The sequence below is a fragment of the Cognatilysobacter segetis genome (genome assembly GCF_004359965.1).
In the GTDB taxonomy this organism is placed as follows: Bacteria; Pseudomonadota; Gammaproteobacteria; order Xanthomonadales; family Xanthomonadaceae; genus Cognatilysobacter; species Cognatilysobacter segetis.
The window spans coordinates 1-25,988 of sequence record NZ_SMRQ01000058.1 but is presented as its reverse complement, the minus strand read 5'-3'; the positions used below and the strand labels follow the sequence as shown (position 1 = coordinate 25,988).

The following is a 25,988-nucleotide window of genomic DNA, read 5'->3' as shown; positions in this document are numbered from 1 at the left end:
CGAGTTCGAAACCGGCGGCCCCTGGGCGGACAGCCGCTGGTGACGTGCACCGGCAGCGCATCGCGCCGCCCGTAGAATGACGGCATGGAAGCCGACTTCGATTTCGACCGCTACGACCGCGTCCGTCCGATCCGCTGGACAGGCGACGCCCTCGAACTTCTCGACCAGCGCAAGCTGCCGTTCGCGGTGGAGTACGTGCATTGCGGCGACGTCCGCGCGGTCGCCGAGGCCATCGCCAACCTCACCGTGCGCGGCGCGCCCGCGATCGGCATCGCCGCCGCGTGGGGCGCGGTGCTGGCGGCGCGCGACGTCGAGGCATCGAACGGCCGGGAGGCCCTCGAGCGTCTCGAACCCGCGCTCGCCACGCTGAATGCCGCGCGTCCCACCGCGGTGAATCTGGCCTGGGCGCTGGCGCGCATGCGCCGCGCGCTGCTTGACGCCGGCGACGCCTGGCGCGTCGCGCTCGACCGCGAGGCGAATGCCATTGCCACCGAGGACCTCGCCGCCAATCGCCGCATGGGCGCGCTCGGCGCCGCGATGATCGAACCGGGAAGCCGGGTGCTGACGCACTGCAATACCGGTTCGCTCGCGACGGCCGGCTTCGGCACCGCGCTCGGCGTGATCCGCGCCGGTGTCGCGCAGGGGCGCATCGACAAGGTCTACGCGGGCGAGACGCGGCCATGGCTGCAGGGCGCGCGCCTGACGGTCTGGGAGCTGCAGCAGGACGGCATCGTCCCCACGCTCATCGCCGATTCCGCGGCCGCGCACCTGATGCGCACCGGCGCCGTGCAGTGGGTCATCGTCGGCGCCGACCGCATCTGCGCGAACGGCGATACGGCGAACAAGATCGGCACCTACCAGCTCGCGATCGCGGCCCGGCACCACGGCGTGAAGTTCATGGTCGCGGCGCCGTCGTCCACCGTGGATCTGGAAACGCCCAGCGGCGATGCGATCCACATCGAGGAACGCGAGGCCACCGAGATGTTCCACCTCGGCGGCGTGCGCACGGCCGCCAACGACATCGAGGCCTGGAACCCGGTGTTCGACGTCACGCCGCACGGGCTGATCGACGTGATCGTCACCGAGCGCGGGGTGATCGAACACCCGGACGAGGCGGCCATGCGGGCGGCCTTCGCCTGACGCATCACGCGCTGCCGGCCACGTTCCGGACAGCGTGTTCGGGTGCCGCGGGCGGGGCCTGCGAGCGCCGCTTCGTCGCAGCGCGTGCGACCCGTCTGAATCGCCCCGTGTTCCACGCGTAAGTCCTTGTTTTCCGTCTGGAAAACCCGTGTCTGCGGACCTCTGTCGTGATACAATTCCGGCTCTTCAGGACCGCCTTCCGATGACGCGGCTCGACCGGCGAAAACGCCGCCGTCGAACCGTCGCCCGGAGCGGCGTGCCCACCGCCCAGACGGAATCCCGATGACGGAACTCGCCCGCGAAATCATCCCGGTCAACCTCGAAGACGAGATGCGCCGCAGCTACCTCGATTACGCGATGAGCGTGATCGTGGGCCGTGCGCTCCCGGACGTCCGCGACGGCCTCAAGCCGGTGCATCGACGCGTGCTCTTCGCGATGAACGAGCTCGGCGCGCACAGCAACCGTCCTTACTATAAGTCGGCGCGAATCGTCGGCGACGTCATCGGTAAGTACCACCCGCACGGCGACACGGCGGTGTACGACACGCTGGTGCGCATGGCGCAGCCGTTCTCGCTGCGCTACATGCTGGTGGACGGGCAGGGCAACTTCGGCTCGATCGACGGCGACTCCGCCGCGGCCATGCGCTACACCGAGGCGCGCATGTCGCGCATCGCGCACGAGCTGATGGCGGACATCGACAAGGAAACCGTCGACTTCCAGCCGAACTACGACGAGAAGGAACTCGAGCCCACCGTCATGCCGACGCGGGTGCCGAACCTGCTGGTCAACGGCTCGGCCGGCATCGCGGTCGGCATGGCGACGAACATCCCGCCGCACAACCTCAACGAAGTCGTCGACGCGACCATCGCGCTGATCGACAACCCCGAAATCGACGTCGACGGCCTGATGGAGTTCATCCCGGGTCCGGACTTCCCGACCGCGGGCATCATCAACGGCACGGCGGGTATCGTCGCTGCATATCGCACCGGCCGTGGCCGCGTGCGCATGCGCGCGCGCGCCGAGATCGAGACGATGGACAACGGCCGCGAGGCCATCATCGTCACCGAGATCCCGTACCAGGTGAACAAGGCGCGGCTGATCGAGAAGATCGCCGAGCTGGTGAAGGAGAAGCGCCTCGAGGGCATCTCGGAGCTGCGCGACGAGTCCGACAAGGACGGCATGCGCATCTACATCGAGGTCAAGCGCGGCGAGTCGGCCGATGTGGTGCTCAACAACCTCTATCAGCAGACGCAGATGGAGTCGGTGTTCGGCATCAACATGGTGGCGCTGCTCGATGGCCGTCCGCGCATCCTGAACCTCAAGGAGATCATCGAGGCCTTCGTGCGCCACCGCCGCGAGGTGGTGACCCGCCGCACGATCTTCGACCTGCGCAAGGCGCGCGCGCGTGCGCACATCTTGGAAGGCCTGACGGTCGCGCTCGCGAACATCGACGAGATGATCGACCTGATCAAGACGTCGGCGAACCCGGTCGAGGCGCGCGAGCGCATGCTCGCCCGCACCTGGGAGCCGGGCCTGGTCAGCGCGCTGCTCGCGTCGGCGGGTGCCGACGCATCGCGCCCGGACGACCTGCCCAACGGCGTCGGCCTCATCGACGAGAACGGCACGCAGCGCTACCAGCTCACCGAGACGCAGGCGCAGCAGATCCTCGAGATGCGCCTGCACCGCCTGACCGGCCTCGAGCAGGAGAAGCTGACCGACGAGTACCGCGCGCTGCTGGAGACGATCCGCGGCCTGATCGAAATCCTCGTCAACCCGGACGTGCTGCGCGAGGTCATCCGCACCGAACTGCGCAACCTGAAGGAAGAATTCGGTGATGCGCGCCGCAGCGAGATCCGCGCGAGCGAGGAGGATCTCGACATCCTCGACCTCATCGCGCCGGAAGACGTGGTGGTCACGCTGTCGCACGCCGGCTACGCCAAGCGCCAGCCGGTGGCGGCGTACCGCGCGCAGAAGCGCGGCGGCCGCGGCCGCAATGCGGCGAAGACCAAGGACGAGGACTTCATCGACAACCTCTGGCTGGTCAACACGCACGACACGCTGCTGACGTTCACCAGCACCGGCCGCGTGTTCTGGCTGCCGGTGCACCAGCTGCCCGAAGCGGGCGCGACCTCGCGCGGCCGTCCGATCATCAACTGGATTCCGCTGGAAGCCGGCGAGCAGGTGCAGGCCGTGGTGCCGGTGCGTGAGTACACCGAAGGCAAGTACGTGTTCTTCGCCACGCGCAACGGCACGGTCAAGAAGACGCCGCTCACGGAGTTCGCGTTCCGCCTGCAGCGCGGCAAGATCGCGATCTCGCTCGACGACGGCGATGCGCTGGTCAACGTCGAGCTGACCGACGGCGAGCGCGACGTGATGCTGTTCGCGAGCAACGGCAAGGCCGTGCGCTTCTCGGAATCCGAGGTGCGCCCGATGGGCCGTACGGCGGCCGGCGTGCGCGGCATGCGACTGGCCGAGGGCGAGGGCGAGGCCGATGGCGCAAAGGTGGTCAGCCTGATCGTCGTCGACGGCGACGGCGACATCCTCACCGCCTCCGAGCGCGGCTACGGCAAGCGCACGCCGCTCGAGGAGTATCCGTGCAAGGGCCGCGGCATCCAGGGCGTGATCGCGCTCAAGACCACCGAGCGCAATGGCGCATTGGTGGGTGCGATCCAGCTCAGCGACCACCACGAGGTGCTGCTGATTTCGGATCGCGGCACGCTGGTGCGCACGCGTGCCTCGGAGATCTCGCAGGTGAGCCGTAACACGCAGGGCGTCACGCTGATCCGCCTCGGCCAGGACGAATCGCTGCAGGCGATCGAGCGCATCGACGTGTCCATCGAGGACGAGGACGAGATGCTGAGCGGGCCGGTCGTGCCGGTCGACAGCGAAGATGCAGGCATCGATCGCGACGTGCTGAATGTCGCCGGGCATGACCCGGACGCCATCGAACCGGTCGTGGACGACCCGGCCTGACCGGATCGCCGACGAAACGCCGCCTTGGGCGGCGTTTTCTTTTGGGCGGAGCAGCGTTGCCGCTGGGAGCGCGTCGTGCCGGTGCCGGTCGAGCGACCTGCAACGGCGCCGCCGGATCAGCCGCCGACCGCCTGCAGCATGTGCTCGGCGGTCGACACGCGGAACTCGCCCGGCGCCTCGACGAACAGCTGCGAGACCACCCCGTCCTCGATGAGCATCGCGAAACGCTTGGAACGGATGCCCATGCCGTAGGCCGACGCATCCAGGTCAAGGCCCAGGGCGCGCGTGAGCTCGGCATTGCCGTCCGCGACCATGCGCATGCCGTCGGGCACGCCCGAACTCGTCATCCAGGCCTGCATCACGAAAGGATCGTTCACCGCCATGCACGCCACGTCGTAGCCGCGGCGCCGGAACTCGTCGAAATGTTCGACGAAGCCGGGCAGGTGCCGTTCCGAGCAGGTCGGGGTGAATGCACCCGGCACGGCGAACAGGACCGTGCGGCCGGTGCCGAACAGCGACAGCGTGTCGGTCTTCTCGATGCCCTTGGGCGTGATCTGCTGCACGACGACCTCGGGGATGCGCTCACCGGGCTGGACCATGGTCGAACTCCTGTCTGATGTCTGAATCCAGTGTACGCGGCGGCCCCGTGCACGGAACGCCGTCTTGAAAACCGGGGGGCCGCCAATAACTGGTGCGACAGGGCGGCACAGCCGCAGACCGACCAGGAGGCACGCATGAGCCTGATGCAATACCCGCCGCAGCGCGGCGCGCAGTCCCCTGCGCAGGACGAGTTCAAGCAGCTCTTGGAGCGCTTCTTCAACCTCGGCGAGAACGCGACCGACGATTCGTCGGTGGTTACCAGCCAATGGGTGCCGCGCGTCGACATCGTCGAAGAGCCCGGCCGCTTCGTGATCCTCGCCGACCTGCCAGGCGTGGATCCGGCCGACGTCGAAGTCCTGATGGACAAGGGCATCCTGTCGATCCGCGGCGAGCGCCGCAGCACGATCGACGCCCAGTCGAGCCGGTACTCGCGGGTCGAGCGACGCTACGGCTCCTTCCACCGGCGTTTCGCGCTGCCCGACAGTGCCGATCCGGATCGCATCACCGCGGATGGGCGCGATGGCGTGCTGGAGATCAGCATCCCGAAGCGTCCGGAAACCACGCCCCGCCGCATCCAGGTGGGCGCCAACGGCCGCGAGGCGCCGACGGGCGACGCCACGCGGCAGTGAGGGGATTCCGTGCGCGGGCGAAGGCCGTCCGCGCACACCGCCGTCCACGCGGTGAAACTACACTGACGGCCCGCCGGCATCGCCGCGGGCCGCTTTCTTTTCCAGCGACGGAGCGACGCATGCAGTTCAAGGATTACTACGAAATCCTCGGCGTCGAGCCGACGGCAGGCGAGGCGGAGATCAAGACCGCGTACCGCCGGCTGGCGCGCAAGTACCACCCCGACGTCAGCAAGGAGAAGGACGCCGAGGACCGCTTCAAGGCGGTCAACGAAGCGTACGAAGCGCTGCGCGACCCGGCCAAGCGCCAGGCCTACGACCAGTTGCGTTCGCGCGGCTACCGGCCCGGCGACGACGTCCAGCCGGGGCCGCAGGACTTCGGCGGCTTCGGCGGCGGCGTGGACTTCGAGGAGATCTTCGCCGGCGGTGGCGCGGCCGGCGGCTTCAGCGACTTCTTCGAGAGCCTGTTCGGCCAGCAGCGTCGCGGCGGGCCACGACCAGGCGCCGGGCCCGGCATGGGGCGCGGCCCTGCACCCCGCAGCGATACGCGAGCGAAGCTCGCGGTGCCGCTCGAGTCGGTGTACGAAGGTCGCACCGTGCGCATCGGCGTGGGTGGCCGCACGCTCGACGTGCGCGTTCCCAAAGGCGTCCGCGAGGGGCAGGTGATCCGGCTGGCCGGGCAGGGCAGCAATGGCGGCGACCTGTTGCTGGAGGTCGAATATGCCGCGCATCCGCAGTTCGAGGTCGACGGCCGCAACATCCTCTATGTCGTGCAGGTCGCGCCGTGGGAGGCAGCGCTCGGTGCGACGATCAGCGTGCCGACGCTCGGTGGTGCGGTCGAACTGAAGATTCCGCCCAACTCCGACGCCGGCCGCAAGCTGCGGCTTCGCGGCCGGGGGCTGCCCGGCGAGCCTTCCGGCGACCAGATCGTGGAAGTCGAGGTGACCGCACCGCGACCGCAGTCGGTCGGCCAGATCCAGGCCTACGAGACGCTGCGCGACGCGTTCGCCGGCTCGCGCACCTGACGACGGACGCCGCGGCCGCCACGAAAAAGGCCGCGCGGTGCGCGGCCTTTCGTTCGTCACGGTGGGCGCGGATCAGCCCGGCATCAGTTGACCGATCACCTCGGCCAGGTCGTTGTCGTTGAACGGCTTGGTGATGTAGGCCTTGGCGCCCTGGCGCATGCCCCAGACGCGATCGGTGTCCTGGTCCTTCGTGGTCACCAGCACGATCGGGATGTGCTTGGTCGTGGGCTCGCGCGAGATCGCGCGCGTCGCCTGGAAGCCGTTGAGGTTCGGCATCACCACGTCCATGAGGATGAGGTCGGGCAGCTCGCGCTTCGCGGCCTCGACGCCCGCGGCACCGTCCTCCGCGGTCACCGCCTCGTGGCCGAGCTTCTCGACGAGGCGTCGGATGCCCATCAGCTGGGAGGGCGAGTCGTCGACGATCAGGATTCGGGCCATGGCGGGTTCTCGGGAATTGCAGCGATTCTAACGGGGCACGCGGCCGGTTCGGCAAGCTTCAGAGGCGGACCAGCGCGCGGCCCAGCGAGCCGCCGGCGAGCATGCCGTCGAACACGGTGGGGAGGTCGTCGAGCGTGACTTCGCGGGTCAGGATGCGGTCGAGGTGCGCCGGCTTCCAGTCGGTGGCCAGGTGCGCCCACACCCGTTCGCGGATGGCGCGCGCGGTGCCCGCGGTGGCTACGCCCAGCAACGACACGCCCCGGATGATGAAGGGCATGACCGTCGTCGGCAGCTCGGGCGAAGCCGCGAGGCCCGCCGACGCGACGTTGCCGTAGGGCGCGGTCTGCGCGAGCAGGCTCGCCAGCATCGCTCCGCCCACGTTGTCGAGGCCGCCGCCGAAGCGCGCGCTTTCCAACGGTCGCGTCGTCGCGAGGGCGTCGCGGCCGAGCACGTCGACCGCGCCGAGCGACCGCAGGTACGCGGCCTGGGCCGCCTTTCCGCTGATCGCGTGAACCTCGAAACCGGCGCGGGTGAAGATGTCGACCGCGAGCGATCCGACACCGCCGGTGGCGCCGGTGACGGCGAGCGGCCCATGCGCGGGCGACTGGCCGTTCTCGAGCATCCGGTACAGCGCGAGCGCGGCGGTGAACCCGGCGGTACCGATCACCATCGCCTCGCGGACGTCCAGGCCAGCCGGCAGCGGGATGACCCAGTCCGCTTCGAGCCGCGCGAATTCCGAATAGCCGCCGTCGCGCGTTTCGGAGAGGCCGCTGCCCGTGACCAGCACGGCGTCGCCCTCGCGATAGCGGGGGTCGCGGCTTTGCACGACGTAGCCGGCGACGTCGATGCCGCCGACGAGCGGGAACCGTCGCAGGATGCGGCCGCGTCCGGTGCCGGCGAGCGCGTCTTTGTAGTTGACGGACGAGTACGCGCTGCGGATGACGACTTCGCCGGGCGATAGGTCGTCGATGGCGACCTGCTCGAGGCCGCTGCGATGGCTTTCATCGCCGCCATGGACGCGGAATGCGCGGAAGGTGCTCGGGATCATGGTCGTCTCCATCGCGCTCAGCGCATTTCGCGCCGGCGCTTCTCGTCCATCCACTTGTCGGACTGGCCCGGACGGTAGTTGCGCATCCAGGCCAGCATCGCCTGCGCGTCGTCGCCGTGCCACAGGTCGGTGCGCTGCTCGGGGTGCAGGAAACGCTCGCCGACCATCCGATCGAGCATCGCCATCAGCGGGGTCCAGAAACCTTCCACGTCGAGGAAGGCACAGGGGCGATCGCCCAGTCCGAGCTGGCGCCACGTCAGCATCTCGAACATCTCGTCGAGCGTGCCGAAGCCGCCGGGCAAGGCGACGAACGCATCGGACAGGTCGAACATGCGCATCTTGCGCGAGTGCATGTCGGCGACCACTTCCAGTTTCGTCAGCCCGCGATGCGCGACTTCCCAGTTCACCAGCTGCTCCGGTATCACGCCGATCACCTCGCCGCCGGCGGCGAGCGCGGCGTCGGCAACGATGCCCATCAGGCCGACGTTGCCGCCGCCGTAGACCACCGCGATCCCTTCGCGTGCGAGCAACGTGCCGAGCGCGGCCGCGCGTTCGGCATAGACGGGGCGATTGCCGGCATTGGAGCCGCAATAGACGCAGACGGTACGCAGTTGACGCATCAGTCGGTGTTCTCCAACAGCACGATGCCCGACATGCGCCGCACGGCGGCATGGCGGCGGGGGGTGAGGCGGGACCGCAGCTGCCAGAACGGGGCGGCGGGCACCGACCGCTTGATGCGCAGCGATTCGTCCCAGGTCGAACGGAATTCGCGCTCGCGCCAGCCCATCGGCGCGAAGAACGCGGTGCCGTCGGCCGGGGCGAAGCGGAAGGGTGCGTTGCCGGCGGCGAGGTTGCTGTCGAGGTGACGGGTGAAGCGCTCGAGCAGCAGTGGGGAGGCGAGGTCGGTCAACCACCAGCGGGCGTGTGCCACGTCGTGCAGGTCGCGTGCGAGGCCGGCCACGTCTTCGGCGTCGAGGTAGATCAACAGGCCTTCGGTGATCACGAGCACCGGCCCCGCGCGGGCGGCGTCGGCGAACAATTCACGTCGGGTCGCGGCGTCGCGCAGGTCGGCGGCGTGGAACTCCAGGTGGCATCGCGGGGTTTCGCCGGCCATCTGCTCGCGGAAGTAGCCGAGCATGTCGGGAAGGTCGACGTGCATCCAGCGAAGGTCGGCGGGAAGCTCGAGACGGTAAGGGCGCGCGTCCAGTCCGGCGGCCAGGTTGAGGACGGTTCGCGCGCCTTCGCGCACGCATCGCAGGACGATCTCGTCCATCACCGCGGTGCGCACGATCATCGGCCAGGCCATGGAACGCCCGCGCGGCATGGCGCGCACGATCGCTTCGCCGCGCTCCCCGCCGAGCCGCCGCGCAAACGGATCGCGGAAGATGGCGTCCGGCCGCTCGCTTTCCATCGCGCGGTAGATCGCCACCCAGCGGGCGGTGTCGGAGACGTTGCGGACGGGCGTGGCGTCGGTCATGTCGGCTTCCGAAACGACGAGGCCGCCATCATCGCAGGATGACGGCGGCCTCGCGTTTGACGCGTGGGGCGATCAGTTCGCCTTGTGGATGGCGCGCTTGTGGACGGCCATCGCGGCGTCGTGCACGGCTTCCGACAGCGACGGGTGCGCGTGGCAGATGCGGGCGAGGTCGTCCGCAGAGCCCTTGAACTCCATGGTCAGCACGCCCTCGTGCACGAGCTCGGACACGTTCGCGCCGACCAGGTGCAGGCCGAGCACCGTGTCGGTCTCGGCATGCGCGAGCACCTTCACGAAGCCCGCCGGCTCGGCCATGGCGACGGCGCGACCGACGGCCGCGAACGGGAAGCTGCCGGCCTTGTACGGAATGCCCTCGGCCTTGAGCTGCTCCTCGGTCTTGCCGACCCACGCGATCTCCGGCTCGGTGTAGATCACCCACGGAATCGTGTCGAAGTTCACGTGGCCCGGCAGGCCCGCGATCAGCTCGGCCACCGCGATGCCTTCCTCGAAGCCCTTGTGGGCGAGCATCGGGCCGCGCACGCAGTCGCCGACCGCCCAGACGCCGTCGACGCCGGTGTGGCAGTGCTCGTCGACCACGATCTGGCCGCGCTCGTTGATCTGCACGCCGGTGCCGTCCGCGAGCAGACCCTTCGTCGCGGCGCGGCGGCCCACGGCCACCAGCAGCTTGTCGACGACGATCTCCTGCGCGGCGCCCTTGTCGTCCGTGTAGGCGACATGCACGCCGTCCGCCTTGACCTCGGTGTTCGAGACCTTGCAGCCCAGGCGGATGTCGAGGCCTTGCTTCTTGAACTCGCGTGCGGCGACCTTCGAGACCTCGCCATCGGCGGCCGACAGGAACGTCGGCATGCCTTCCAGGATCGTCACCTGCGCACCGAGGCGGTTCCACACGCTGCCGAGCTCGAGGCCGATCACGCCGGCGCCGATGACGCCGAGGTGCCCGGGCACTTCGGTGAAGTCGAGCGCGCCGACGTTGTCGACGATGTGCTCGCCGAACTTCGCGAACGGCAGCTCGATCGAATCCGAACCCGCCGCGATGATGACGTTCGTGCCCTTGAGCTCGACCGTCGTGCCGTCGTGCTGCTTCACGCTGACGACGTTGCCCGGCTGCAGCTGGCCGAAGCCGTAGAACGCCGCGACCTTGTTCGCCTTGAACAGCGCCGCGATGCCGCCCGTGAACTGCTTCACGATCTTGTCCTTGCGGCCCACCATCGTCGCGACGTCGATCTTCGCATTGTCGAAGGCGATGCCGTGGTCGGCGAAGATGTGGTGCATGTTCCAGAACTGGCGCGACGAGTCGAGCATCGCCTTGGACGGGATGCAGCCCACGCGCAGGCAGGTGCCGCCGAGGGCCGGCTTGCCGTCCTTGCCGAGCGCGGCGTCGATGCACGCGGTCTTGAGGCCGAGCTGCGCCGCGCGGATGGCGGCGTGGTAGCCGGCCGGGCCGCCGCCGATGACGACGACGTCGAATTGCTGCTGTTCGCTCATCTCAGATATTCCTTGTTCGCCTAATGCAAAGGCCCCGCGCGAGGGCGGGGCCGTCGGGCATTACATGCCCAGCAGCATGCGGTGCGGGTTCTCGAGCTGGTTCTTGATGTCGACGAGGAACAGCACCGCGTCCTTGCCGTCGATGATGCGGTGGTCGTAGGACAGCGCGATGTACATCATCGGCGCGGCGACGACCTGGCCGTTCTCGACGATCGCGCGCTCCTTGATGGCGTGCATGCCGAGGATCGCACTCTGCGGCGGATTGACGATCGGCGTCGACATCAGCGAGCCGAAGGTACCGCCGTTGGTGATCGTGAACGTGCCGCCCTGCAGGTCGTCGAGGCCGAGCTTGCCGTCGCGCGCCTTCTTGGCGTAGTCGGCGATGCCCTTCTCGATGTCGGCGAACGACATGCGCTCGACGTTGCGCAGCACGGGCGTCACCAGGCCCTTGTCGGTCGACACCGCGATCGAGATGTCGGCGTAGCCGTGATAGATCACGTCGTTGCCGTCGACCGAGGCGTTGATGATCGGATGGCGCTGCAGCGCGTTCGCCGCGGCCTTCGCGAAGAAGCTCATGAAGCCGAGCTTGATCCCGTTGGCCTTGACGAAGTCGTCCTGCAGTTCCGAACGCATCGCCATGACCTTGGCGAGGTTGACCTCGTTGAACGAGGTCAGCATCGCGATGGAGTTCTTCGACTGCATCAGGCGCTCGGCGATGCGTGCGCGCATGCGCGTCATCGGCACGCGCTCTTCCGGACGCGCGCCCTGCGCGCCGCCTGCAGCGCCGCCCGCCTTCGCATAGTTGACGATGTCTTCCTTGGTCACCGCGCCGCGGCGGCCGGTGCCCGCGACGTCGCCGGCATTCACGCCGGACGTCTCCGCGGCGAAGCGTGCGCCCGGCGGCAACTGGGCGTTGGCGGCGCTCGCCGTCGCGCCCGGAGCCGGCTGCTGCGGCGCGGACTTCGGCACGATCGGCTGCGCTTCGTTGGTCGTGGCGGCGTCGTTCTTCGCGTCGGCGGCCTGGGCGGGCGTGGCGGTCGGCGGTGGTGCCGACGCGGTGGCGCCGGCCTCGACGATGGCGATCACCTGCTCGCTGTTGACCGTCGCGCCGGTCTCGAACTTGATCTCCTTGAGCACGCCGTCGACGGGCGAGGGCACCTCCAGCACGACCTTGTCGGTCTCGAGGTCGACGAGGTTCTCGTCGCGCTTGACCGCGTCGCCCGGGTTCTTGTGCCAGGTGGCGATGGTGGCGTCGGAGACCGACTCGGGCAGCACGGGAACCTTGATTTCGGTGCTCATGGGGAAGCGTCCTTGAGGAAATTGGGTGCGGCGATGGGGGCGGGCGGGCCCGCGAGGATCACTCCTCGCAGGCCTCGCCATTGAGCGGATTGACCAGCGCGTCGGCGATCAGCTGCTGCTGCTCGCGCACGTGGTCGGCGAAGTGGCCGGCCGCCGGCGACGGCGAGCGAAGGCGGCCGGCGTAGTGCAGGGCCTGCTTCGTGCCCAAGCAGGCGACGAGGTGATGGCGGATCTGGAACCAGGCGCCCTGGTTCTGCGGCTCTTCCTGGCACCAGACCACGTCCTTGGCCGAATACTTCGCGAGCTCGGCCTTCAGCGCGGCGCGCGGGAACGGATAGAGCTGTTCGATGCGCAGGATCGCCACGTCGTCGGCGCCGCGCTTCTGCGCGTCCTCGAGCAGGTCGTAGTAGACCTTGCCGCCGCAGAGCACGACGCGCTTGGCCTTCTTCGGCGTGCTGGTGTTATCGGGGATGAGCGTCTGGAAGCCGCCGCCGGCGAGGTCGTCGAGCGACGACACCGCCAGCTTGTGGCGCAGCAGCGACTTCGGCGTCATCACCACCAGCGGCTTGCGCGTGGGCATCAGCATCTGGCGGCGGATCATGTGGTACGCCTGCGCCGGGGTGGTCGGCGTGCAGACGATCATGTTGTCCAGCGCGCAGAGCTGCAGGTACCGCTCGAGGCGGGCCGAGCTGTGCTCGGGGCCCTGGCCCTCGTAGCCGTGCGGCAGGAACAGCGCGAGACCGCACAGGCGGCCCCACTTGGCTTCGCCGGACGACAGGAACTGGTCAATCACCACCTGCGCGCCGTTGGCGAAGTCGCCGAACTGGCCTTCCCAGATGTCGAGCGTCATGGGATCGGCGGTCGAGTAGCCGTACTCGAATGCCATCACCGCTTCCTCGCTGAGCAGGGAGTCGATGATCGCGACGTCGTTCGGATTGCCGACCAGCTCGCGCAGCGGCAGGTAGTACTCGTCCGTGGTCTGCTCGTGCAGGATCGCGTGGCGGTGGAAGAACGTGCCGCGACCGCAGTCCTGGCCGACCAGGCGAAGCTTGTAGCCCTCGCTGAGCAACGTCGCGTACGCGAGGTTCTCGGCGAAGCCCCAGTCGCCCGCCAGCTCGCCGGCCGTCATCTTGCGACGGTCCTCGTAGATCTTGGCGACGCGCGGATGCAGCTTGATCCGCTCCGGCACGTTGTTGATGGTCGTCGCCAACCCGACGAGCTTGGCGCGGTCGAACGTGGTGTCGACCGGATCCCGGACCTTGCCGGTGAGGACGCGCGACCAGTCGGGCGTGAACTCGTCACCCGTCACCTCCACGACTTCCGCCGTGACCTCGCCCGCATCGAGACGCGCGCGGTAGGCATCGGCGATCGCCTGGGCTTCGCCCTCGGTGATCACGCCGTCGGCGACGAGCCGCTGGGCGTAGATCTCGCGCGGCGTCGGGTGCTTGCGGATGACCTGGTACATCAGCGGCTGCGTCGCGGCCGGCTCGTCGGCCTCGTTGTGGCCGTGGCGGCGGTAGCAGACGAGGTCAATCACCACGTCCTTGCCGAAGGTGTTGCGGAAGTCGAGCGCGAGCTCGCCGCAGAACAGCACCGCGTCCGGGTCGTCCCCGTTCACGTGCAGCACCGGCGCGCCGACCATCTTCGAGACGTCGGTGCAGTACAGCGTCGAACGCGCGTCCTGGCGCTCGCTGGTCGTGAAGCCGACCTGGTTGTTGATGACGATGTGGACCGTGCCGCCGACCGCGAAGCCGCGCGCCTGCGACATCTGGAACAGCTCCATCACCACGCCCTGGCCCGCGAACGCCGCGTCGCCGTGCATCAGCACCGGCAGGACCTGGTGGCGGCCCTGGTCGCCACGCCGCGTCTGGCGGGAGCGCGCGCTGCCGGCAACGACGGGGTCGACGATCTCGAGGTGCGACGGGTTGAACGCGAGCGCGAGGTGCACCGGGCCGCCGGGCGTGGCGACATCCGCCGAGAAGCCCATGTGGTACTTCACGTCGCCCTGGTGGGCGAGGTCGCTGTGCACGTGCTCGAACTTGCCTTCGAACTCGTTGAACAGGTCGCGCGGCGGCTTGCCGAGCGTGTTGACCAGCACGTTGAGGCGGCCGCGGTGGGCCATGCCCATCACGACTTCCTTGGCGCCCTGCGAGCCGGCGCGGCGGATCATGTCGTCCAGCAGCGGGATCAGCGAATCGCCGCCTTCCAGCGAGAAGCGCTTCTGGCCGACGTACTTGGTGCCGAGGTAGCGCTCCAGGCCGTCCGCCGCGGTGAGCCGCTCCAGCACGCGCTTGCGGTCGTCCGCGCTACGCGCGTAGCGGCCGCCCGCCTTTTCCAGGCGCTCGTAGATCCAGCGGCGCTGCTCGACCTCGGCGATGTGCATGAACTCGGCGCCGACGGTGCCGGCGTAGGTCGCCTTCAGCAGCGCGACGAGATCGCGCAGCTTCATGCGGTCCCTGCCGCCCACGCCGCCGGTGCTGAACTCGACGTCGAGGTCGCGCTCGGAGAGGCCGTGGTAGGCGAGCTCGAGGTCCGGTGCCGGCGGCATCTTCTCGAGGCCGAGCGGGTCGAGGCTGGCGGCGAGGTGGCCGCGCGAGCGGTAGGCGATGATCAGCTTGCCGACCGCGCGCTGGCGCTCGTCGCCGGCCTCGGTACCACCGCACACCGCGCCGCGAGCGGCCTGCCGGCCCGCCTCGGCGATGGACTCGATGACCGCCGAATGCGGGACTTCGACCGTCGAGCCGTCCTTCACGCCATCGAAGTACGCCTTCCATTTCGGGTCGACGCTGTCCGGCGCGACCAGGTACTGCTCGTACAGATCCTCGACGAAGGCGGCATTCGCGCCGAGCTGGGAGGACTGGGCAAACTGCTTGAGGAGGCTGTCCACGATGACGGTCGGGATACTCGTTGGGAGAGTCGGGGGACGTCCGGAGGCCTGCGCGGTCGATCGCGCGGGCCGGTACGGCGAACGGGCGTCAAAGAAGCCGAATTATAGCGGGAGGACGGCGGCGCGCGGCCGGATCTCCGTCGATCCGTCGCCGATTAGATGCCCAGCGCGCGCAATTCGCTGGCGGGACGGGCACGTTCCCACGCCGCGTCGAACACCGTGCGCAGCTGGCGAACGCGCGCCGGGCCGTCGAGCTGGGTCTCGCCGTCCGGCCGGTGGCCCAGCGGCCGGAAGTACCAGCCGCCCGTGTCGCTCGCGACGAACGCCGACGGGTAGGTGCGGTCGACCGGCTCCTCGATGACGCGCACCGCGAACGCCGACGGCAACCGCTGCACCAGGGGAATCAGCGGCGCGTGCGCGCGCTGCGGCGTCTCGATGTCCTGCAGCAGCAGGCGGGTTTCCACGCCGCGCGTCCCCAGCCGACGCAGGGCGGCCAGCACGTCCGGCTGGTCGAGCAGCCCGGGGTCCATCTCCCGGCTGTAGATCATCAGCGTGCGTCGCGCATGGGCGGCGATGCCGACCACGGCGGCCGCGGCCTGCGCGGCGGTCTCGACCGCGGCCGGGTGCCCGAGCAGGCGGCGCATGGCCTGGTGCTGGATGCCCGCCTCCTCGAACCGCTCGCCGACGGGCAGGAAGCCGTCGATGGCGTAGAAGCGCTCGGCATCGACCTGCGCGTGCAGATGCGCCTCCGCCAGCCCGCGCGCGCGGGCCTCGTCGAGGAGGCGCCGGAGCAGCGCCCGCCCTACGCCGCGTCCGCGCCACGCGTCGAGCACCGCCATGCGGCCGATCTTGCCGGAGGGCGCGAGCCGCCCCGTACCGATCGGACGGCCCTCGGCGTCCTGCGCGAGTACGTGCACGCACGCGGGGTCCAGCGCGTCGCGCTCGATCTCGACCGGAACCCGCTGTTCCTGCACGAAGACGACGTCGCGGACCGCTCGCAGCGCGGGCAGCGCGTCCGCGAAGTCCACCCCGTCGACCCGGAAGGGCGCGCTCATTCCTCTTCGTCTCCCAGTGGCTGGTAGTGGCCGCTGGCCACCAGCTCGGCGAACGCGGCGCGACCCGCCTCGCCGAGGCGCGCATAGGTGCCGACGTCGACCTGCACCGCGGCTGCGAGGGTGCGCGCGTCGGCGACCGGCAGACGCCATGACTGACCGGCCACGAACAGGAACGCGGTCCGGCCGACCTTGCGCCAGGCGACGCGCGAGAACGGGTTGCGCTGCAGGACGCCGCCCGCCGCGAGGCCCGCGTCGATCGCTGCTCGGTCCATGCCCTCGCCGGGTGCGGCCACGATGCCGGCGCTGCGGTAGGACGTGATGAAGCGGCCGAACCAGTCGGCCAGGCGCACCGGATCGTTCATGCGCAGCGCATTGAGCGCCTCGACCACGCGGACCATCGCCGCGTCGTCGATCTCCATCGGATCCTTGGCGGGCGCGAGGTCCGGATCGCGGTACCGGACCGCTTCGTCGGCCTCGGCGGCCAGCGTGTCGACGAAGTCGCCGAGCAACTCGGCGGCGGACGGCGCCCGCATGCCCAGCGAGAACGTGAGGCACGCGTCTTCCGCGACGCCGTTGTGCGGCACGCCCGGCGGCAGGTACAGCATGTCGCCCGGCGCGAGCACCCAGTCATGCGTCGCGTCGAATTCGCGCAGCAGCTTGATGTCGGCGTCGCCGCGGAAATCGAGCGGAGGAGCCTGCGATGCGTCGATCTGCCAGCGGCGGTGGCCCTTCGCCTGCAGCAGGAAGACGTCGTACTGGTCGACGTGCGGGCCGACCGAGCCGCCGGGCGCCGCGAACGAGATCATGACGTCGTCGATGCGCCAGCGCGGCAGGAAGTCGAACGCGCCGATCACCGCCGCGACGTCGGCATCCCACTTGTCGACGTCCTGCACCAGCAGCGTCCAGTCGTGGTCGGGCATGCCCGGGAAGTCGGCCTCGGCGAATGGGCCGGTGCGCAGCGTCCAGCGATCGTTCGCGCGGTCGTGCTCGATGATCCGCGAGAGCGCGAACTCCTCGCAGGCGAGCCCGGCGAGATCCTCGGGTTCGATCGGCGTGACGAACCCGGGGAAGGCGTTGCGGATCAGCAGCGGCTTCTTCTGCCAGAACTCGCGCAGGAAGCGCGCGGGCGTCATTCCGAGCGGCGTCTTGCGGCGGGCGTCGATCTCGATCATGGCGTGGACGCTTCTTTCGCGAGGCGATCGTCGAGGCGCAGTCTCGCCGTGTCGGCGTAAGCGCGGCATGCACCGGCGTCGACGAGGGGCGCGGTGCGCCCGGGCGGCAGGCGCGCCCAGAGCCCGCTGGCGGAGGGATGCGGCGTCACCAGCACGTCACAGGGCAGGGCGGCGACCGCGGCCAGGGTCGCGCGGAACGCGGCGAGCGCACCCGGGTGGGACGCGTCGTCCGAATACCGGTAGGTGTCGTCGGCGATCGCGGTGAGGCTGTCGACGTAGGCGATGTCGACGCAGCGGTCGGACTCGCACTCGCGCCAGGTCCAGCTCGCGCCGCCCGGCGTATGGCCCGGCGTGGCGTGCGCCGTCAGGTCGTGCTGGGCGACGCGGACGTGGCCGCCGGCGTTGATCGGCGTGACGCGCGCGACCGCGGGGAACGGTTCGAGAACGCCGAACTGCGGGTCGCTGCGCCCGGCGCGTCCCGTGGTCAGCACGGGCGCGGCGTCCGGCAGGGCGTACACCGGCGCTCCCGACGCCCGCTGCAGTCGCGCGAGCCCGCCGGCGTGGTCGGCATGGGCGTGCGAGCCGACGATCGCGCGGATGTCCTCGACGCGGAAGCCCAGCCGCCGGATGTTGGCCTCGACCTGCGGCGCGGCCTCCGTCGTGCCCGCGTCGACCAGCACGTGGCCCTTCGGGGATGTCAGCAGCAGCGCGGTGATCCCGCAGGTGCCGACGTACCACGTATTGCCGTAGACGCGGCGCGGAACGGCGGGATCGTTCCAGCCGGCATCCTCGGCGCACCGGTTCGGGCGCGGCGGCGCGGCCGTCGACAGCGCCGGCGCGACCGACGAGGCGAACAGGACGAGCAGCCCCAGCAGGCGCCGCACGTCAGACCGACCGCGCGAGGTGGGCGGCACGGCCGATGTACGTCGCCGGCGTCATGTCGACGAGCTGCTGCTTGGCGTCCGCCGGGAGGTCGAGGCCGGCGATGAAGGCGCGCATCGATGCTTCCGTGATGCCCTGTCCGCGGGTGAGCGCCTTCAGCTGCTCGTACGGCTGCGGCAGCCCGTAGCGCCGCATCACCGTCTGCACCGCTTCCGCGAGAACCTCCCACGCCGCGTCGAGGTCGGCGGCGAGGCGGTCGGGGTTCGCGCTGAGCTTGCCGAGCCCGCGCATCAGCGCGTCGAAGCCGATCAGCGCGTGGCCGAATGCCGTGCCGAGCGCGCGCAGCACCGTCGAATCGGTGAGGTCGCGCTGCCAGCGGCTGATCGGCAGCTTCGCGGCGAAGTGCTCGAACAGCGCGTTGGCGATGCCGAAGTTGCCTTCGGCGTTCTCGAAGTCGATCGGATTGACCTTGTGCGGCATCGTCGAGCTGCCGACTTCACCGGCCTTCACCGCCTGGCGGAAGTAGCCGAGCGAGATGTAGCCCCAGACGTCGCGGCAGAGGTCGATGCAGATCGTGCCGATGCGCTTCATCGCATCGCTGATCTCCGCGATGCCGTCGTGCGGCTCGATCTGGGTGGTGTACGGCTGCCAGTCCAGGCCCAGCGAACGCACGAAGCGCTCGGAAAAGCCCGGCCAGTCGACGTCCGGGTAGGACGCGACGTGCGCGTTGTAGTTGCCCACCGCACCGTTGATCTTGCCGGGCATCGGCAGGGCTTCCAGCACGCCGCGCTGGCGCTCGAGTCGCGCGACCACGTTCGCGATCTCCTTGCCGACCGTGGTCGGCGACGCCGTCTGCCCGTGGGTGCGCGACAGCATCGGCAGCTCCGCATGGGCATGCGCCATGTCGCGCAGGCGGGCGATCAGCTCGCGCAGGCGCGGGGCCATCACCGCATCGCGGGCCTCGCGCAGCATCAGCGCGTAGCTGAGGTTGTTGATGTCCTCGGAGGTGCAGGCGAAATGCACGAACTCCAGCGCCTGCGCGAGCTCGTCGTCGCCCTGCAGGCGCTCCTTGATGAGGTATTCCACGGCCTTGACGTCGTGGTTGGTGGTGCGTTCGATCTCCTTGACGCGCGCCGCATCGGCGACGCTCAGCCCGTCGGCGAAGGCCCGCAGGCGCGTGATGGACGCCTCGGAGAACGCGGGCAGCTCGACGATCGCGGGGTCGGCCGCCAGGGCGATCAGCCACTCGACCTCGACCTTCACGCGTGCGCGGATCAGGCCGAACTCCGAGAACACCGGTCGCAGGGCGTCCACCTTGCCCGCATAGCGGCCATCGAGCGGCGAGAGGGCGAGGAGCGAGGTTTCGACGGACGGGGACATGGCGGGCCGCGCGGGGAGGGAGCGGCGATTTTACCCTCCCGCCTTTGACGCGCCGCGGCGTACGCTCGCGCGATCCACTGGAGACGACGATGGCCCGGCCCGACGCGAGCGTCCGTATCGAACACGACAGCATGGGCGAGCTCCGCGTGCCCGCCGACGCGCTCTGGGGCGCGCAGACCCAGCGGGCCGTCGAGAACTTCCCGATCTCCGGCCAGCGCATGCCGCGCGGCTTCATCGAGGCGCTGGGCGTGATCAAGGCGTCCGCGGCCGACGTCAACGGCCGTCTGAAGCTGCTGGACGGCGCGGTTTCGGCGGCGATCGCCGAGGCTGCGCAGCGCGTCGCCGATGGCGAGTTCGACGCGCATTTCCCGATCGACGTGTTCCAGACCGGCTCGGGCACGTCGAGCAACATGAACGCCAACGAGGTGATCGCGCACGTCGCGTCGACGTCGCGGCGGCGGGTCCACCCGAACGACCACGTCAACCTCGGCCAGAGCTCGAACGACGTGATCCCGACCGCGATCCGCGTATCGGCCAGCGTGGCCTGCGCGCGCGACCTGCTGCCGGCGCTGAAGCATCTGGAAGCGACCATCCGTCGCAAGGGCAAGTCACTCGCGAAAGTCACGAAGACCGGCCGCACGCACCTGATGGACGCGATGCCGGTGACGTTCGGGCAGGAGTTCGGGGCGTGGGCGTCGCAGCTGGATTCGGCGCGCATGCGCATCGAGGACGCGCTCGTGCGCCTGCGCCGGCTGCCGATCGGCGGCACCGCGGTCGGTACGGGCATCAACGCGGATCCTCGCTTCGGTGAACTCATGGCGAAGGCCGTGTCCCGTCGCGCGGGCGTCCGGTTCGAGCCGGCGGCCGACCGCTTCGAAGGCATCGCGTCGCAGGACGACGCGGTGGAACTGTCGGGCCAGCTCAACGCGCTCGCCGTCGCGCTGATGAAGATCGCGAACGACCTGCGCTGGATGAACTCCGGCCCGCTCGCCGGGCTCGGCGAGATCGAGCTGCCGGCGCTGCAGCCGGGCAGTTCCATCATGCCGGGCAAGGTCAACCCGGTGATTCCCGAGGCGGTGGCGATGGTCTGCGCGCAGGTCATCGGGCACCACGCGGCGATCACCGTCGCCGGGCAGAGCGGCAACTTCCAGCTCAACGTGATGCTGCCGCTGATCGCCTACGACCTGCTGGATTCGATCGCGCTGCTGTCGAACGTGAGCCGGCTGCTGGCCGACCGCGCGATCGCGGGCCTGCAGGTGCGCCAGGCGCGTGTGCGCGAGGCGCTCGATCGCAACCCGATCCTGGTGACAGCGCTCAATCCGGTCATCGGATACGAGAAGGCGGCGGCGATCGCCAAGCAGGCCTACAAGGAAGGGCGGCCCGTGCTCGACGTCGCGGCGGAGGCCACCGGCCGGTCGCGCGACGAGTTGCGCCGGCTGCTGGATCCGGCCTCGCTCACCCTCGGCGGCATCCGCGAAGGCATGTCGGGCGGCGGCTGAGGGCGCGATTCGAAGCGCGCTGAAAAGAAAACCGGCACGCCGTCGGGGAGAACGGCGTGCCCGAATGTCGCGCCGGGCCGGTCAGGCGTTCGGCGCGGACGGTGACGGCGTTGCCGAAGGCGTCGCGCCCTCGTGCGTGTCGAGGTCGCGGCGGCAGTCCTCGACGTCGGGCCGCTCGGTCTTCGCGAAGGGCGCGAACTCGGGGATCGCCGCGGCGACCTTCCGCTGCGATTCGTACAGCGCGGGGACGCGGTCGCAGAGGCCACGCGCCGCGCGCTTGATGCCCTCGGCCTGCGCTTCGACGCGCTTGCCGACATCGTCAGGGTTGCCGCTGAAGAGGCTGCCCAGCGCTTCTGTCACCGCCTTGCCGGCAAGCTCGGCGCCCTGCGCGCCGACCGCCATCCCAGCCTGCGCGATGTCGCTCACGCGGGCGCGGTAATCCAGCAGCAGCCGGCGCTGCGATTCGTCGATGGCGACCGTCTTGCCGTCGATGATCAGGTCACCGGTCGGCGTGATCTCGGCCTTGTGGGCTTCGCCGTCTTCCGACCGGATCGTGATGTTCTCGGTGGCCAGCTTGCGGGCGGCCTCGTCCATCGCCTTGGCGATCGTGCCGCGGTCGGCGGAGCCGGTAGGTGTACTTGCCTGAGTCGCGGGTTCCGGCGTCCGGGCCTGGCAGGCGGCGAGGGAGACGACGGCGGCAGCGAGCAGAAGGGTGCGGGCGGTGTTCATCGCGGTAGGTCTCCGGAAAGGTCAGCGCGACGCGAGGTCGCGGCGCACGTCGGACTCGCAGTCGGCGACATCGTCGGCCTGCAGGGTCGCGTAGGGGCGGAAGGCGGGAACGCGGGCTGCCAGGGACTGCTGCGAGGCGCGCAGCTCGGGCAGTCGCCGGCAGATCTGCAGCACGGCCGGCTGCAGCTCGCGCTGCACGGTGGCTTCGACGCGGCGCTCGAGGCTGCCCGTGAGTCCGCCGACGACGAGCTGGAAGAGCGAGACGTCGGTGGCCTCGATCGCGAGCATGGCGGCCTTCTCCCCCGCGTCGATCCCGGAGCGCGCCAGTTCGATCACCTGCGTGCGGTAATCGAGCAGCTGGCGGCGCTGGCCGGCGTCCACGGCGACGGGCTTGCCGTCGATCAGCAGGTCGCCGGCGGGAGTGATCTCACCCTTGGGCGTGCTGCGCGTCTTCGCGGCGTCGGAACGCTCGTGTCGACCGAAGTGGAGCGTGTCGCCGAGCGCGAGGTTCTCGCGTTCGAGGCGGAGGCGTTCCTGGGCGAGCTCGGCGCGCACTTCGCGGCGCGCTTCGTCGAGCTCCGGCCCGACGCCCGATCGCGTAGCGGCTTGCGATGCGAGCGGCAGCAGGGCGGCGACCAGGACGGCGGTGAACATGCGGTTCATGGCGTTTATCCGGGATGGCGGTGATCGGGGTGGGGCGCGGCGCGGATCGTGAGGCGTCGAATCGACGGCGTGGTGCGGGATCGACGGGGCGTTTCCAACGGCCCGGCGCGGTGCGCCGGGCATTCGCATGGAGAGTCCCGGGATCAGCCCTCGTCCCGCCAGCGGCGCAGGCGGATCGCGGCGGCGATCATCGCGGCGCCGGCGAGCACGCCGACCCACAGCTGCGCGGTGCCGAAGAGCGAGTACATCGTGCGCAGGCTGGAGAAACCGGCGATGTCCTCGGGACCGTTCACGTGCATCGGGGCCAGGTCGGACACGCTCAGCCAGGTCGCCGGGAACGCGCTACCGATCGAGCGCAGGAAGATGTTCTTCCAGTACCAGGCGGTGTCGAGGTTGAAGAACTGCAGCAGGTCGAACCAGCTGATGAACACGCCCACGAACACCGGGATCACCACCGCCCAGAGGAAGGGCTTGCTGCGTGCCCAGGCGGAGCAGAGCATCAGCCAGCCGACGGTCGGCAGCGCCCAGGCCGCGTAGACCGGGATGCCCGCGATGAACGTGGCGACCACCGAGAGCGGGCTCGACGGACCCCAGAGCAGGGTCATCGGGTTGCCGCCGTGCAGCAGCACGAACAGCGTGAGCAGCAGCATCAGCCCGACCATCGTGATGAGCCCGGCGGCGGCGGCGAGCGCCGGCGCCACCAGCGTCGCACTCGCGACCTTCGACAGCACGGTCTGCGTATCCGAGAGCGGCATGGACTTCCAGAACAGCACGCTGCGGTCCTTGCGGTCGTCGTAGAGGCTGCCGAGCGCGTAGAAGAACACCACGAAGCCGAGCACCAGGAACGGGATGCCGCCGGCCATCAGCAGGCTCATGTCGATGGCGCCGCCGAGCTGGCGGATGTCCTCCGGCTTGAGGTGCTGCGTGAGCATCGACAGGTTCAGCCCGCCGATCTGCACGTGGGCGCCATTGATGTCGACGTGCTGGGCGGCGGCGCGGCGACCGACGATCTCCGTCGTGATCATGCCCATCAGCGTGAGCAGCAGGAACACGCCGCCGGCGATCAGCGGGGCCCAGAAGAAGCCGCCCTTGTGCTCCCAGAACTCGCGCTTGAGCAGCAGCTTGAACTTGTGGGTGGCGTGCGGCGCGGCGACCGCGGCGCGGGGCATGGTTTGAGTCATCGCGTTCATGCGTAGGTCCCCTTCATCGTGGCGACGAACAGGTCGGCGAGGCCGGGGGTGCGGGTTTCACCCAGCACCGCGAGGCGGTCGGCCGGCACGCCGTCGAACAGCATCACGGTCTTGCCGAACGGCAGTGCGCGTTCGTCCACCGGCTTGAGCGAGCGCGCTTCCTCGACGCGGGCGGCGTCGACGAGCACTTCGATGTAGCGCTCGCCCAGCGTTTCCATCTGCGCGTCCAGCGAGATGTGGCCGTCGCGGATGAACAGCACGTCGGTGAGGATGTGCTCGATCTCTTCCACCTGGTGGGTAGTGACGATGATCGTCTTCTCCTCGTCGAAGTAGTCCTCCAGCAGGCGCTGGTAGAACTGCTTGCGGTAGAGGATGTCGAGGCCGAGCGTCGGCTCGTCGAGCACCAGCAGCTTGGCGTCGATGGCCATCACCAGCGCCAGGTGCAGCTGCACGATCATGCCCTTCGACATCTCGCGAACTTTCAGGTTCGGCTTGAGCTGCGTGCCGGCGAGGAAGCGCTCGCAGCGCGCCATGTCGAAGCGCGGATGCACGCCGGCGACGAACTCGATGGCTTCCTTGACGCGGATCCAGCGCGGCAGCACCGCGACGTCGGCGATGAAGCAGACGTCCTGCATCAGCTCGTCGCGCTGGGTGCGGGGATCGCGTCCGAGCACGGAGAGTTCGCCGTCGAACGGGATCAGGCCGAGCATGGCCTTGAGTGCGGTGGTCTTGCCGGCGCCGTTGGGGCCGATCAGGCCGACGATGCGGCCGGCCGGGATCTCGAACGACGTGCCGTCGAGCGCGAGCTTGTTCTTGTAGGCCTTGCGGAGGCCGCGGGCGCGGACCACCGGGGCGGAGTTGGACGGGGCGAGCTGGGCGTTCATTGCATGCCCTCCTTGCGGCCGATGGCGAGAAGCTCCTCGAGCTTCAGCCCGAGGCGGGCGATCCGCTCCATCACCTGCGGCCATTCCTCGGTGAGGAAACGGTCGCGTTCACTGACCAGCAACTTCCTAGCGGCTTCTTCGGTGACGTACATGCCCAGTCCTCGGCGTTTTTCGACCAGTGCTTCGTCCGCGAGCTCCTGGTAGGCGCGCGAGACGGTGATGGGGTTGAGCTGGTACTCCGCGGCGACCTGCCGGACGGAGGGCAGCGGATCGCCCGGCTTCAGGAGCCCGTCGAGCATCATCGCGATGACGCGCTCCTTCAACTGGCGGTAGATCGGAGCGCCGTCGCTCCATTGGATGGCGGCCATGGGTCAGCCCCTCGGGACGAAGGAGAAGTAGGGCATCGCCAGTGCATGGCGAAGCCGGTTGGGTTGGCCCTTGCGATGGCCGTCCACGACCGACGCGACCTTCGCGACGGTGTGGCCGGCCGGGGCGGCGAACGGCAGGGCGGCGGCGGCGAAGGCGCCGGTCGCGCACAGGGCCGCCGTCACCACCAGGGCATTCAGGCTGTTGCGGAGCTTGCGAGTCATGGCAAACATCCTCGTTGGTAGACCGGTGTTGTAGGCAACTATAACACCAGTTTGGCGGAGTGCAAGCCCCGCTACCCCAACTGATGGCATACGGCCGGCGTGGCGGCGATTGCCCGCCGGCAGGGCCGCCGCGACAATACGGGCCCTTCGCGCCGACCGGCGCCGCCCAGGAGTCGTGAATGAAACTGTCCGCACGCGGGATCGCCGTGCTGCTCGCCTCGACGGCCGCCGTCGCCGTCGCCGCGCCTCCGGCGTCCCGGCCCGCGCCGGTCGCGTCGCAGGCCGCCGCGCCGATCACGGCCGCTTCGCTGGCCACGACCCGCCAGAAGGCCAGCTACGTGGTCGGCTTCGATATCTCCCAGATGATTCAGCCGATCGCGCAGGACTTCGACGCGGGTGCGTTCCAGGCCGGCGTGGCCGACGTGATCGCGGGCAAGCCGCCGGCGATGACCCGCGAGCGCGCCGGCGAGATCAACCAGCTGCTCATGAAGCGCATCGCCGCGCGCCAGGGCCAGTCGAAGGAGGCGCCGCCGGCCGTGTCGAAGGCCGAAGTCGGTCGCCTCGTGGCGATGGATCTCGGCCCGGGGCTGGCGTCGATCCGCGACGAAATCGACCTGCCGCTCGTGTACCGCGCGCTCAGCGGCCTGCTGGCCGGACAGCAGGCCGTGCTCGACGAGGCGACGCGCAATGCGGTCCGCGCGGAGTTCTCCACGTCGGTGAAGCAGAAGGTGGAGGCGCAGCGCGCCGCGCAGGCGGGCGTGAACAAGGCGGCCGGCGAGAGGTTCCTCGCCGAGAACAGGACGAAGAAGGGCGTGTTCACCACGCCATCCGGCCTGCAGTACATGGTCCTGCGGCAGGGCGCCGGCGCGCGCCCGAAGCCGACGGACCGCGTCCGCGTGAACTACCATGGCACGCTGCTGGACGGCAC

General features: G+C 69.7%; 24 protein-coding genes. 6 read left to right on the top strand and 18 right to left on the bottom strand.

Translation table 11 applies throughout. The annotated features are described in order from the left end of the window. Positions 1-84: 84 nt before the first annotated feature. Positions 85-1,140, top strand: coding sequence for an S-methyl-5-thioribose-1-phosphate isomerase (gene mtnA, locus E4F61_RS11760; RefSeq protein WP_133479851.1), 1,056 nt, complete (start codon positions 85-87; stop codon positions 1,138-1,140). 282 nt (positions 1,141-1,422) lie between these two features. Next, positions 1,423-4,113: a DNA gyrase subunit A gene (gene gyrA / locus E4F61_RS11755; protein ID WP_133479850.1), complete on the top strand. Its 2,691-nt coding sequence runs from the start codon at positions 1,423-1,425 to the stop codon at positions 4,111-4,113. A gap of 116 nt (positions 4,114-4,229) precedes the next feature. On the opposite strand, the gene E4F61_RS11750 is transcribed toward gyrA, so the two are convergent. Then, on the bottom strand, positions 4,230-4,712 hold the full coding sequence (locus tag E4F61_RS11750; protein ID WP_133479849.1) for a peroxiredoxin: 483 nt from the start codon (positions 4,710-4,712) through the stop codon (positions 4,230-4,232). Positions 4,713-4,847: 135 nt separating this feature from the next. Here E4F61_RS11750 and E4F61_RS11745 point away from each other — a divergent pair, with 135 nt between their 5' ends. Next, entirely contained in the window at positions 4,848-5,342 is a 495-nt protein-coding gene (locus tag E4F61_RS11745; RefSeq protein ID WP_133479848.1) for an Hsp20/alpha crystallin family protein, read from the top strand. Between the two features lie 119 nt (positions 5,343-5,461). Beyond that, positions 5,462-6,364, top strand: a complete 903-nt coding sequence (locus E4F61_RS11740; RefSeq protein ID WP_133479847.1) for a DnaJ C-terminal domain-containing protein — start codon at positions 5,462-5,464, stop codon at positions 6,362-6,364. 72 nt (positions 6,365-6,436) lie between these two features. Here the strand turns inward: E4F61_RS11740 and E4F61_RS11735 are convergent, their stop codons facing one another. The 11 genes from E4F61_RS11735 to purB all read right to left on the bottom strand — a co-directional run bounded on the left by E4F61_RS11735 (position 6,437) and on the right by purB (position 19,505). Next, on the bottom strand, positions 6,437-6,802 hold the full coding sequence (locus E4F61_RS11735) for a response regulator (protein WP_133479846.1): 366 nt from the start codon (positions 6,800-6,802) through the stop codon (positions 6,437-6,439). Between the two features lie 58 nt (positions 6,803-6,860). Further along, positions 6,861-7,850, bottom strand: coding sequence for a YhdH/YhfP family quinone oxidoreductase (locus tag E4F61_RS11730; protein WP_133479845.1), 990 nt, complete (start codon positions 7,848-7,850; stop codon positions 6,861-6,863). A 17-nt stretch (positions 7,851-7,867) separates the two neighbouring features. Further along, the gene (locus E4F61_RS11725) at positions 7,868-8,461 is read right to left on the bottom strand and encodes an LOG family protein (RefSeq protein ID WP_133479853.1); all 594 of its coding nucleotides are present in this window, start codon (positions 8,459-8,461) and stop codon (positions 7,868-7,870) included. Positions 8,462-8,469: 8 nt separating this feature from the next. Beyond that, on the bottom strand, positions 8,470-9,327 hold the full coding sequence (locus E4F61_RS11720) for a class I SAM-dependent methyltransferase (RefSeq protein WP_133479844.1): 858 nt from the start codon (positions 9,325-9,327) through the stop codon (positions 8,470-8,472). Positions 9,328-9,399: 72 nt separating this feature from the next. After that, positions 9,400-10,830, bottom strand: a complete 1,431-nt coding sequence (gene lpdA / locus E4F61_RS11715; protein ID WP_133479843.1) for a dihydrolipoyl dehydrogenase — start codon at positions 10,828-10,830, stop codon at positions 9,400-9,402. 60 nt (positions 10,831-10,890) lie between these two features. Continuing rightward, on the bottom strand, positions 10,891-12,129 hold the full coding sequence (gene sucB, locus E4F61_RS11710; RefSeq protein WP_133479842.1) for a dihydrolipoyllysine-residue succinyltransferase: 1,239 nt from the start codon (positions 12,127-12,129) through the stop codon (positions 10,891-10,893). 58 nt (positions 12,130-12,187) lie between these two features. Beyond that, entirely contained in the window at positions 12,188-15,016 is a 2,829-nt protein-coding gene (locus tag E4F61_RS11705; RefSeq protein ID WP_133479841.1) for a 2-oxoglutarate dehydrogenase E1 component, read from the bottom strand. 155 nt (positions 15,017-15,171) lie between these two features. After that, the gene (locus tag E4F61_RS11700) at positions 15,172-16,071 is read right to left on the bottom strand and encodes a GNAT family N-acetyltransferase (protein WP_133479840.1); all 900 of its coding nucleotides are present in this window, start codon (positions 16,069-16,071) and stop codon (positions 15,172-15,174) included. After that, positions 16,068-17,243, bottom strand: a complete 1,176-nt coding sequence (locus E4F61_RS11695) for a cupin domain-containing protein (protein ID WP_133479839.1) — start codon at positions 17,241-17,243, stop codon at positions 16,068-16,070. The genes E4F61_RS11700 and E4F61_RS11695 overlap by 4 nt, the downstream gene beginning before the upstream one ends. Continuing rightward, complete coding sequence (gene bla / locus E4F61_RS11690; RefSeq protein ID WP_162301482.1) at positions 17,240-18,127, bottom strand: subclass B3 metallo-beta-lactamase; 888 nt, start codon at positions 18,125-18,127, stop codon at positions 17,240-17,242. The genes E4F61_RS11695 and bla overlap by 4 nt, the downstream gene beginning before the upstream one ends. A gap of 1 nt (position 18,128) precedes the next feature. Beyond that, the gene (gene purB / locus E4F61_RS11685; RefSeq protein ID WP_133479837.1) at positions 18,129-19,505 is read right to left on the bottom strand and encodes an adenylosuccinate lyase; all 1,377 of its coding nucleotides are present in this window, start codon (positions 19,503-19,505) and stop codon (positions 18,129-18,131) included. A gap of 89 nt (positions 19,506-19,594) precedes the next feature. Here purB and E4F61_RS11680 point away from each other — a divergent pair, with 89 nt between their 5' ends. After that, the gene (locus E4F61_RS11680; protein WP_133479836.1) at positions 19,595-21,004 is read left to right on the top strand and encodes a class II fumarate hydratase; all 1,410 of its coding nucleotides are present in this window, start codon (positions 19,595-19,597) and stop codon (positions 21,002-21,004) included. 81 nt (positions 21,005-21,085) lie between these two features. On the opposite strand, the gene E4F61_RS11675 is transcribed toward E4F61_RS11680, so the two are convergent. The 6 genes from E4F61_RS11675 to E4F61_RS11650 all read right to left on the bottom strand — a co-directional run bounded on the left by E4F61_RS11675 (position 21,086) and on the right by E4F61_RS11650 (position 25,060). After that, complete coding sequence (locus E4F61_RS11675) at positions 21,086-21,733, bottom strand: DUF2884 family protein (RefSeq protein WP_133479835.1); 648 nt, start codon at positions 21,731-21,733, stop codon at positions 21,086-21,088. Positions 21,734-21,754: 21 nt separating this feature from the next. Beyond that, a complete protein-coding gene (locus E4F61_RS11670) occupies positions 21,755-22,396 on the bottom strand; it encodes a hypothetical protein (RefSeq protein WP_133479834.1) in 642 nt (213 codons plus the stop codon). Positions 22,397-22,539: 143 nt separating this feature from the next. Further along, positions 22,540-23,565, bottom strand: coding sequence for a hypothetical protein (locus E4F61_RS11665; RefSeq protein WP_133479852.1), 1,026 nt, complete (start codon positions 23,563-23,565; stop codon positions 22,540-22,542). Positions 23,566-23,582: 17 nt separating this feature from the next. After that, positions 23,583-24,470 carry an ABC transporter ATP-binding protein gene (locus E4F61_RS11660; protein WP_133479833.1) on the bottom strand — a complete coding sequence of 296 codons (888 nt, stop codon included), beginning with the start codon at positions 24,468-24,470 and terminating at the stop codon, positions 23,583-23,585. Beyond that, a complete protein-coding gene (locus tag E4F61_RS11655; RefSeq protein WP_133479832.1) occupies positions 24,467-24,838 on the bottom strand; it encodes a GntR family transcriptional regulator in 372 nt (123 codons plus the stop codon). The genes E4F61_RS11660 and E4F61_RS11655 overlap by 4 nt, the downstream gene beginning before the upstream one ends. A gap of 3 nt (positions 24,839-24,841) precedes the next feature. Then, positions 24,842-25,060: a hypothetical protein gene (locus tag E4F61_RS11650; RefSeq protein ID WP_133479831.1), complete on the bottom strand. Its 219-nt coding sequence runs from the start codon at positions 25,058-25,060 to the stop codon at positions 24,842-24,844. A 179-nt stretch (positions 25,061-25,239) separates the two neighbouring features. Here E4F61_RS11650 and E4F61_RS11645 point away from each other — a divergent pair. Further along, a partial coding sequence (locus E4F61_RS11645; RefSeq protein ID WP_133479830.1) for an FKBP-type peptidyl-prolyl cis-trans isomerase N-terminal domain-containing protein occupies positions 25,240-25,988 on the top strand: 749 nt, incomplete at its 3' end.

What these genes read in the sequence shown, in the direction of transcription:
- E4F61_RS11720 (WP_133479844.1), bottom strand. Translation starts at nt 9,327, where the DNA reads ATGACCGACGCCACGCCCGTCCGCAACGTCTCCGACACCGCCCGCTGG.
- sucB (WP_133479842.1), bottom strand. Translation starts at nt 12,129, where the DNA reads ATGAGCACCGAAATCAAGGTTCCCGTGCTGCCCGAGTCGGTCTCCGAC.
- mtnA (WP_133479851.1), top strand. Translation starts at nt 85, where the DNA reads ATGGAAGCCGACTTCGATTTCGACCGCTACGACCGCGTCCGTCCGATC.
- purB (WP_133479837.1), bottom strand. Translation starts at nt 19,505, where the DNA reads ATGTCCCCGTCCGTCGAAACCTCGCTCCTCGCCCTCTCGCCGCTCGAT.
- E4F61_RS11675 (WP_133479835.1), bottom strand. Translation starts at nt 21,733, where the DNA reads ATGAACACCGCCCGCACCCTTCTGCTCGCTGCCGCCGTCGTCTCCCTC.
- E4F61_RS11730 (WP_133479845.1), bottom strand. Translation starts at nt 7,850, where the DNA reads ATGATCCCGAGCACCTTCCGCGCATTCCGCGTCCATGGCGGCGATGAA.
- E4F61_RS11745 (WP_133479848.1), top strand. Translation starts at nt 4,848, where the DNA reads ATGAGCCTGATGCAATACCCGCCGCAGCGCGGCGCGCAGTCCCCTGCG.
- E4F61_RS11650 (WP_133479831.1), bottom strand. Translation starts at nt 25,060, where the DNA reads ATGACTCGCAAGCTCCGCAACAGCCTGAATGCCCTGGTGGTGACGGCG.
- E4F61_RS11670 (WP_133479834.1), bottom strand. Translation starts at nt 22,396, where the DNA reads ATGAACCGCATGTTCACCGCCGTCCTGGTCGCCGCCCTGCTGCCGCTC.
- E4F61_RS11695 (WP_133479839.1), bottom strand. Translation starts at nt 17,243, where the DNA reads ATGATCGAGATCGACGCCCGCCGCAAGACGCCGCTCGGAATGACGCCC.
- E4F61_RS11750 (WP_133479849.1), bottom strand. Translation starts at nt 4,712, where the DNA reads ATGGTCCAGCCCGGTGAGCGCATCCCCGAGGTCGTCGTGCAGCAGATC.
- E4F61_RS11655 (WP_133479832.1), bottom strand. Translation starts at nt 24,838, where the DNA reads ATGGCCGCCATCCAATGGAGCGACGGCGCTCCGATCTACCGCCAGTTG.
- gyrA (WP_133479850.1), top strand. Translation starts at nt 1,423, where the DNA reads ATGACGGAACTCGCCCGCGAAATCATCCCGGTCAACCTCGAAGACGAG.
- E4F61_RS11665 (WP_133479852.1), bottom strand. Translation starts at nt 23,565, where the DNA reads ATGCCCCGCGCCGCGGTCGCCGCGCCGCACGCCACCCACAAGTTCAAG.
- E4F61_RS11680 (WP_133479836.1), top strand. Translation starts at nt 19,595, where the DNA reads ATGGCCCGGCCCGACGCGAGCGTCCGTATCGAACACGACAGCATGGGC.
- E4F61_RS11660 (WP_133479833.1), bottom strand. Translation starts at nt 24,470, where the DNA reads ATGAACGCCCAGCTCGCCCCGTCCAACTCCGCCCCGGTGGTCCGCGCC.
- E4F61_RS11740 (WP_133479847.1), top strand. Translation starts at nt 5,462, where the DNA reads ATGCAGTTCAAGGATTACTACGAAATCCTCGGCGTCGAGCCGACGGCA.
- E4F61_RS11735 (WP_133479846.1), bottom strand. Translation starts at nt 6,802, where the DNA reads ATGGCCCGAATCCTGATCGTCGACGACTCGCCCTCCCAGCTGATGGGC.
- lpdA (WP_133479843.1), bottom strand. Translation starts at nt 10,830, where the DNA reads ATGAGCGAACAGCAGCAATTCGACGTCGTCGTCATCGGCGGCGGCCCG.
- E4F61_RS11700 (WP_133479840.1), bottom strand. Translation starts at nt 16,071, where the DNA reads ATGAGCGCGCCCTTCCGGGTCGACGGGGTGGACTTCGCGGACGCGCTG.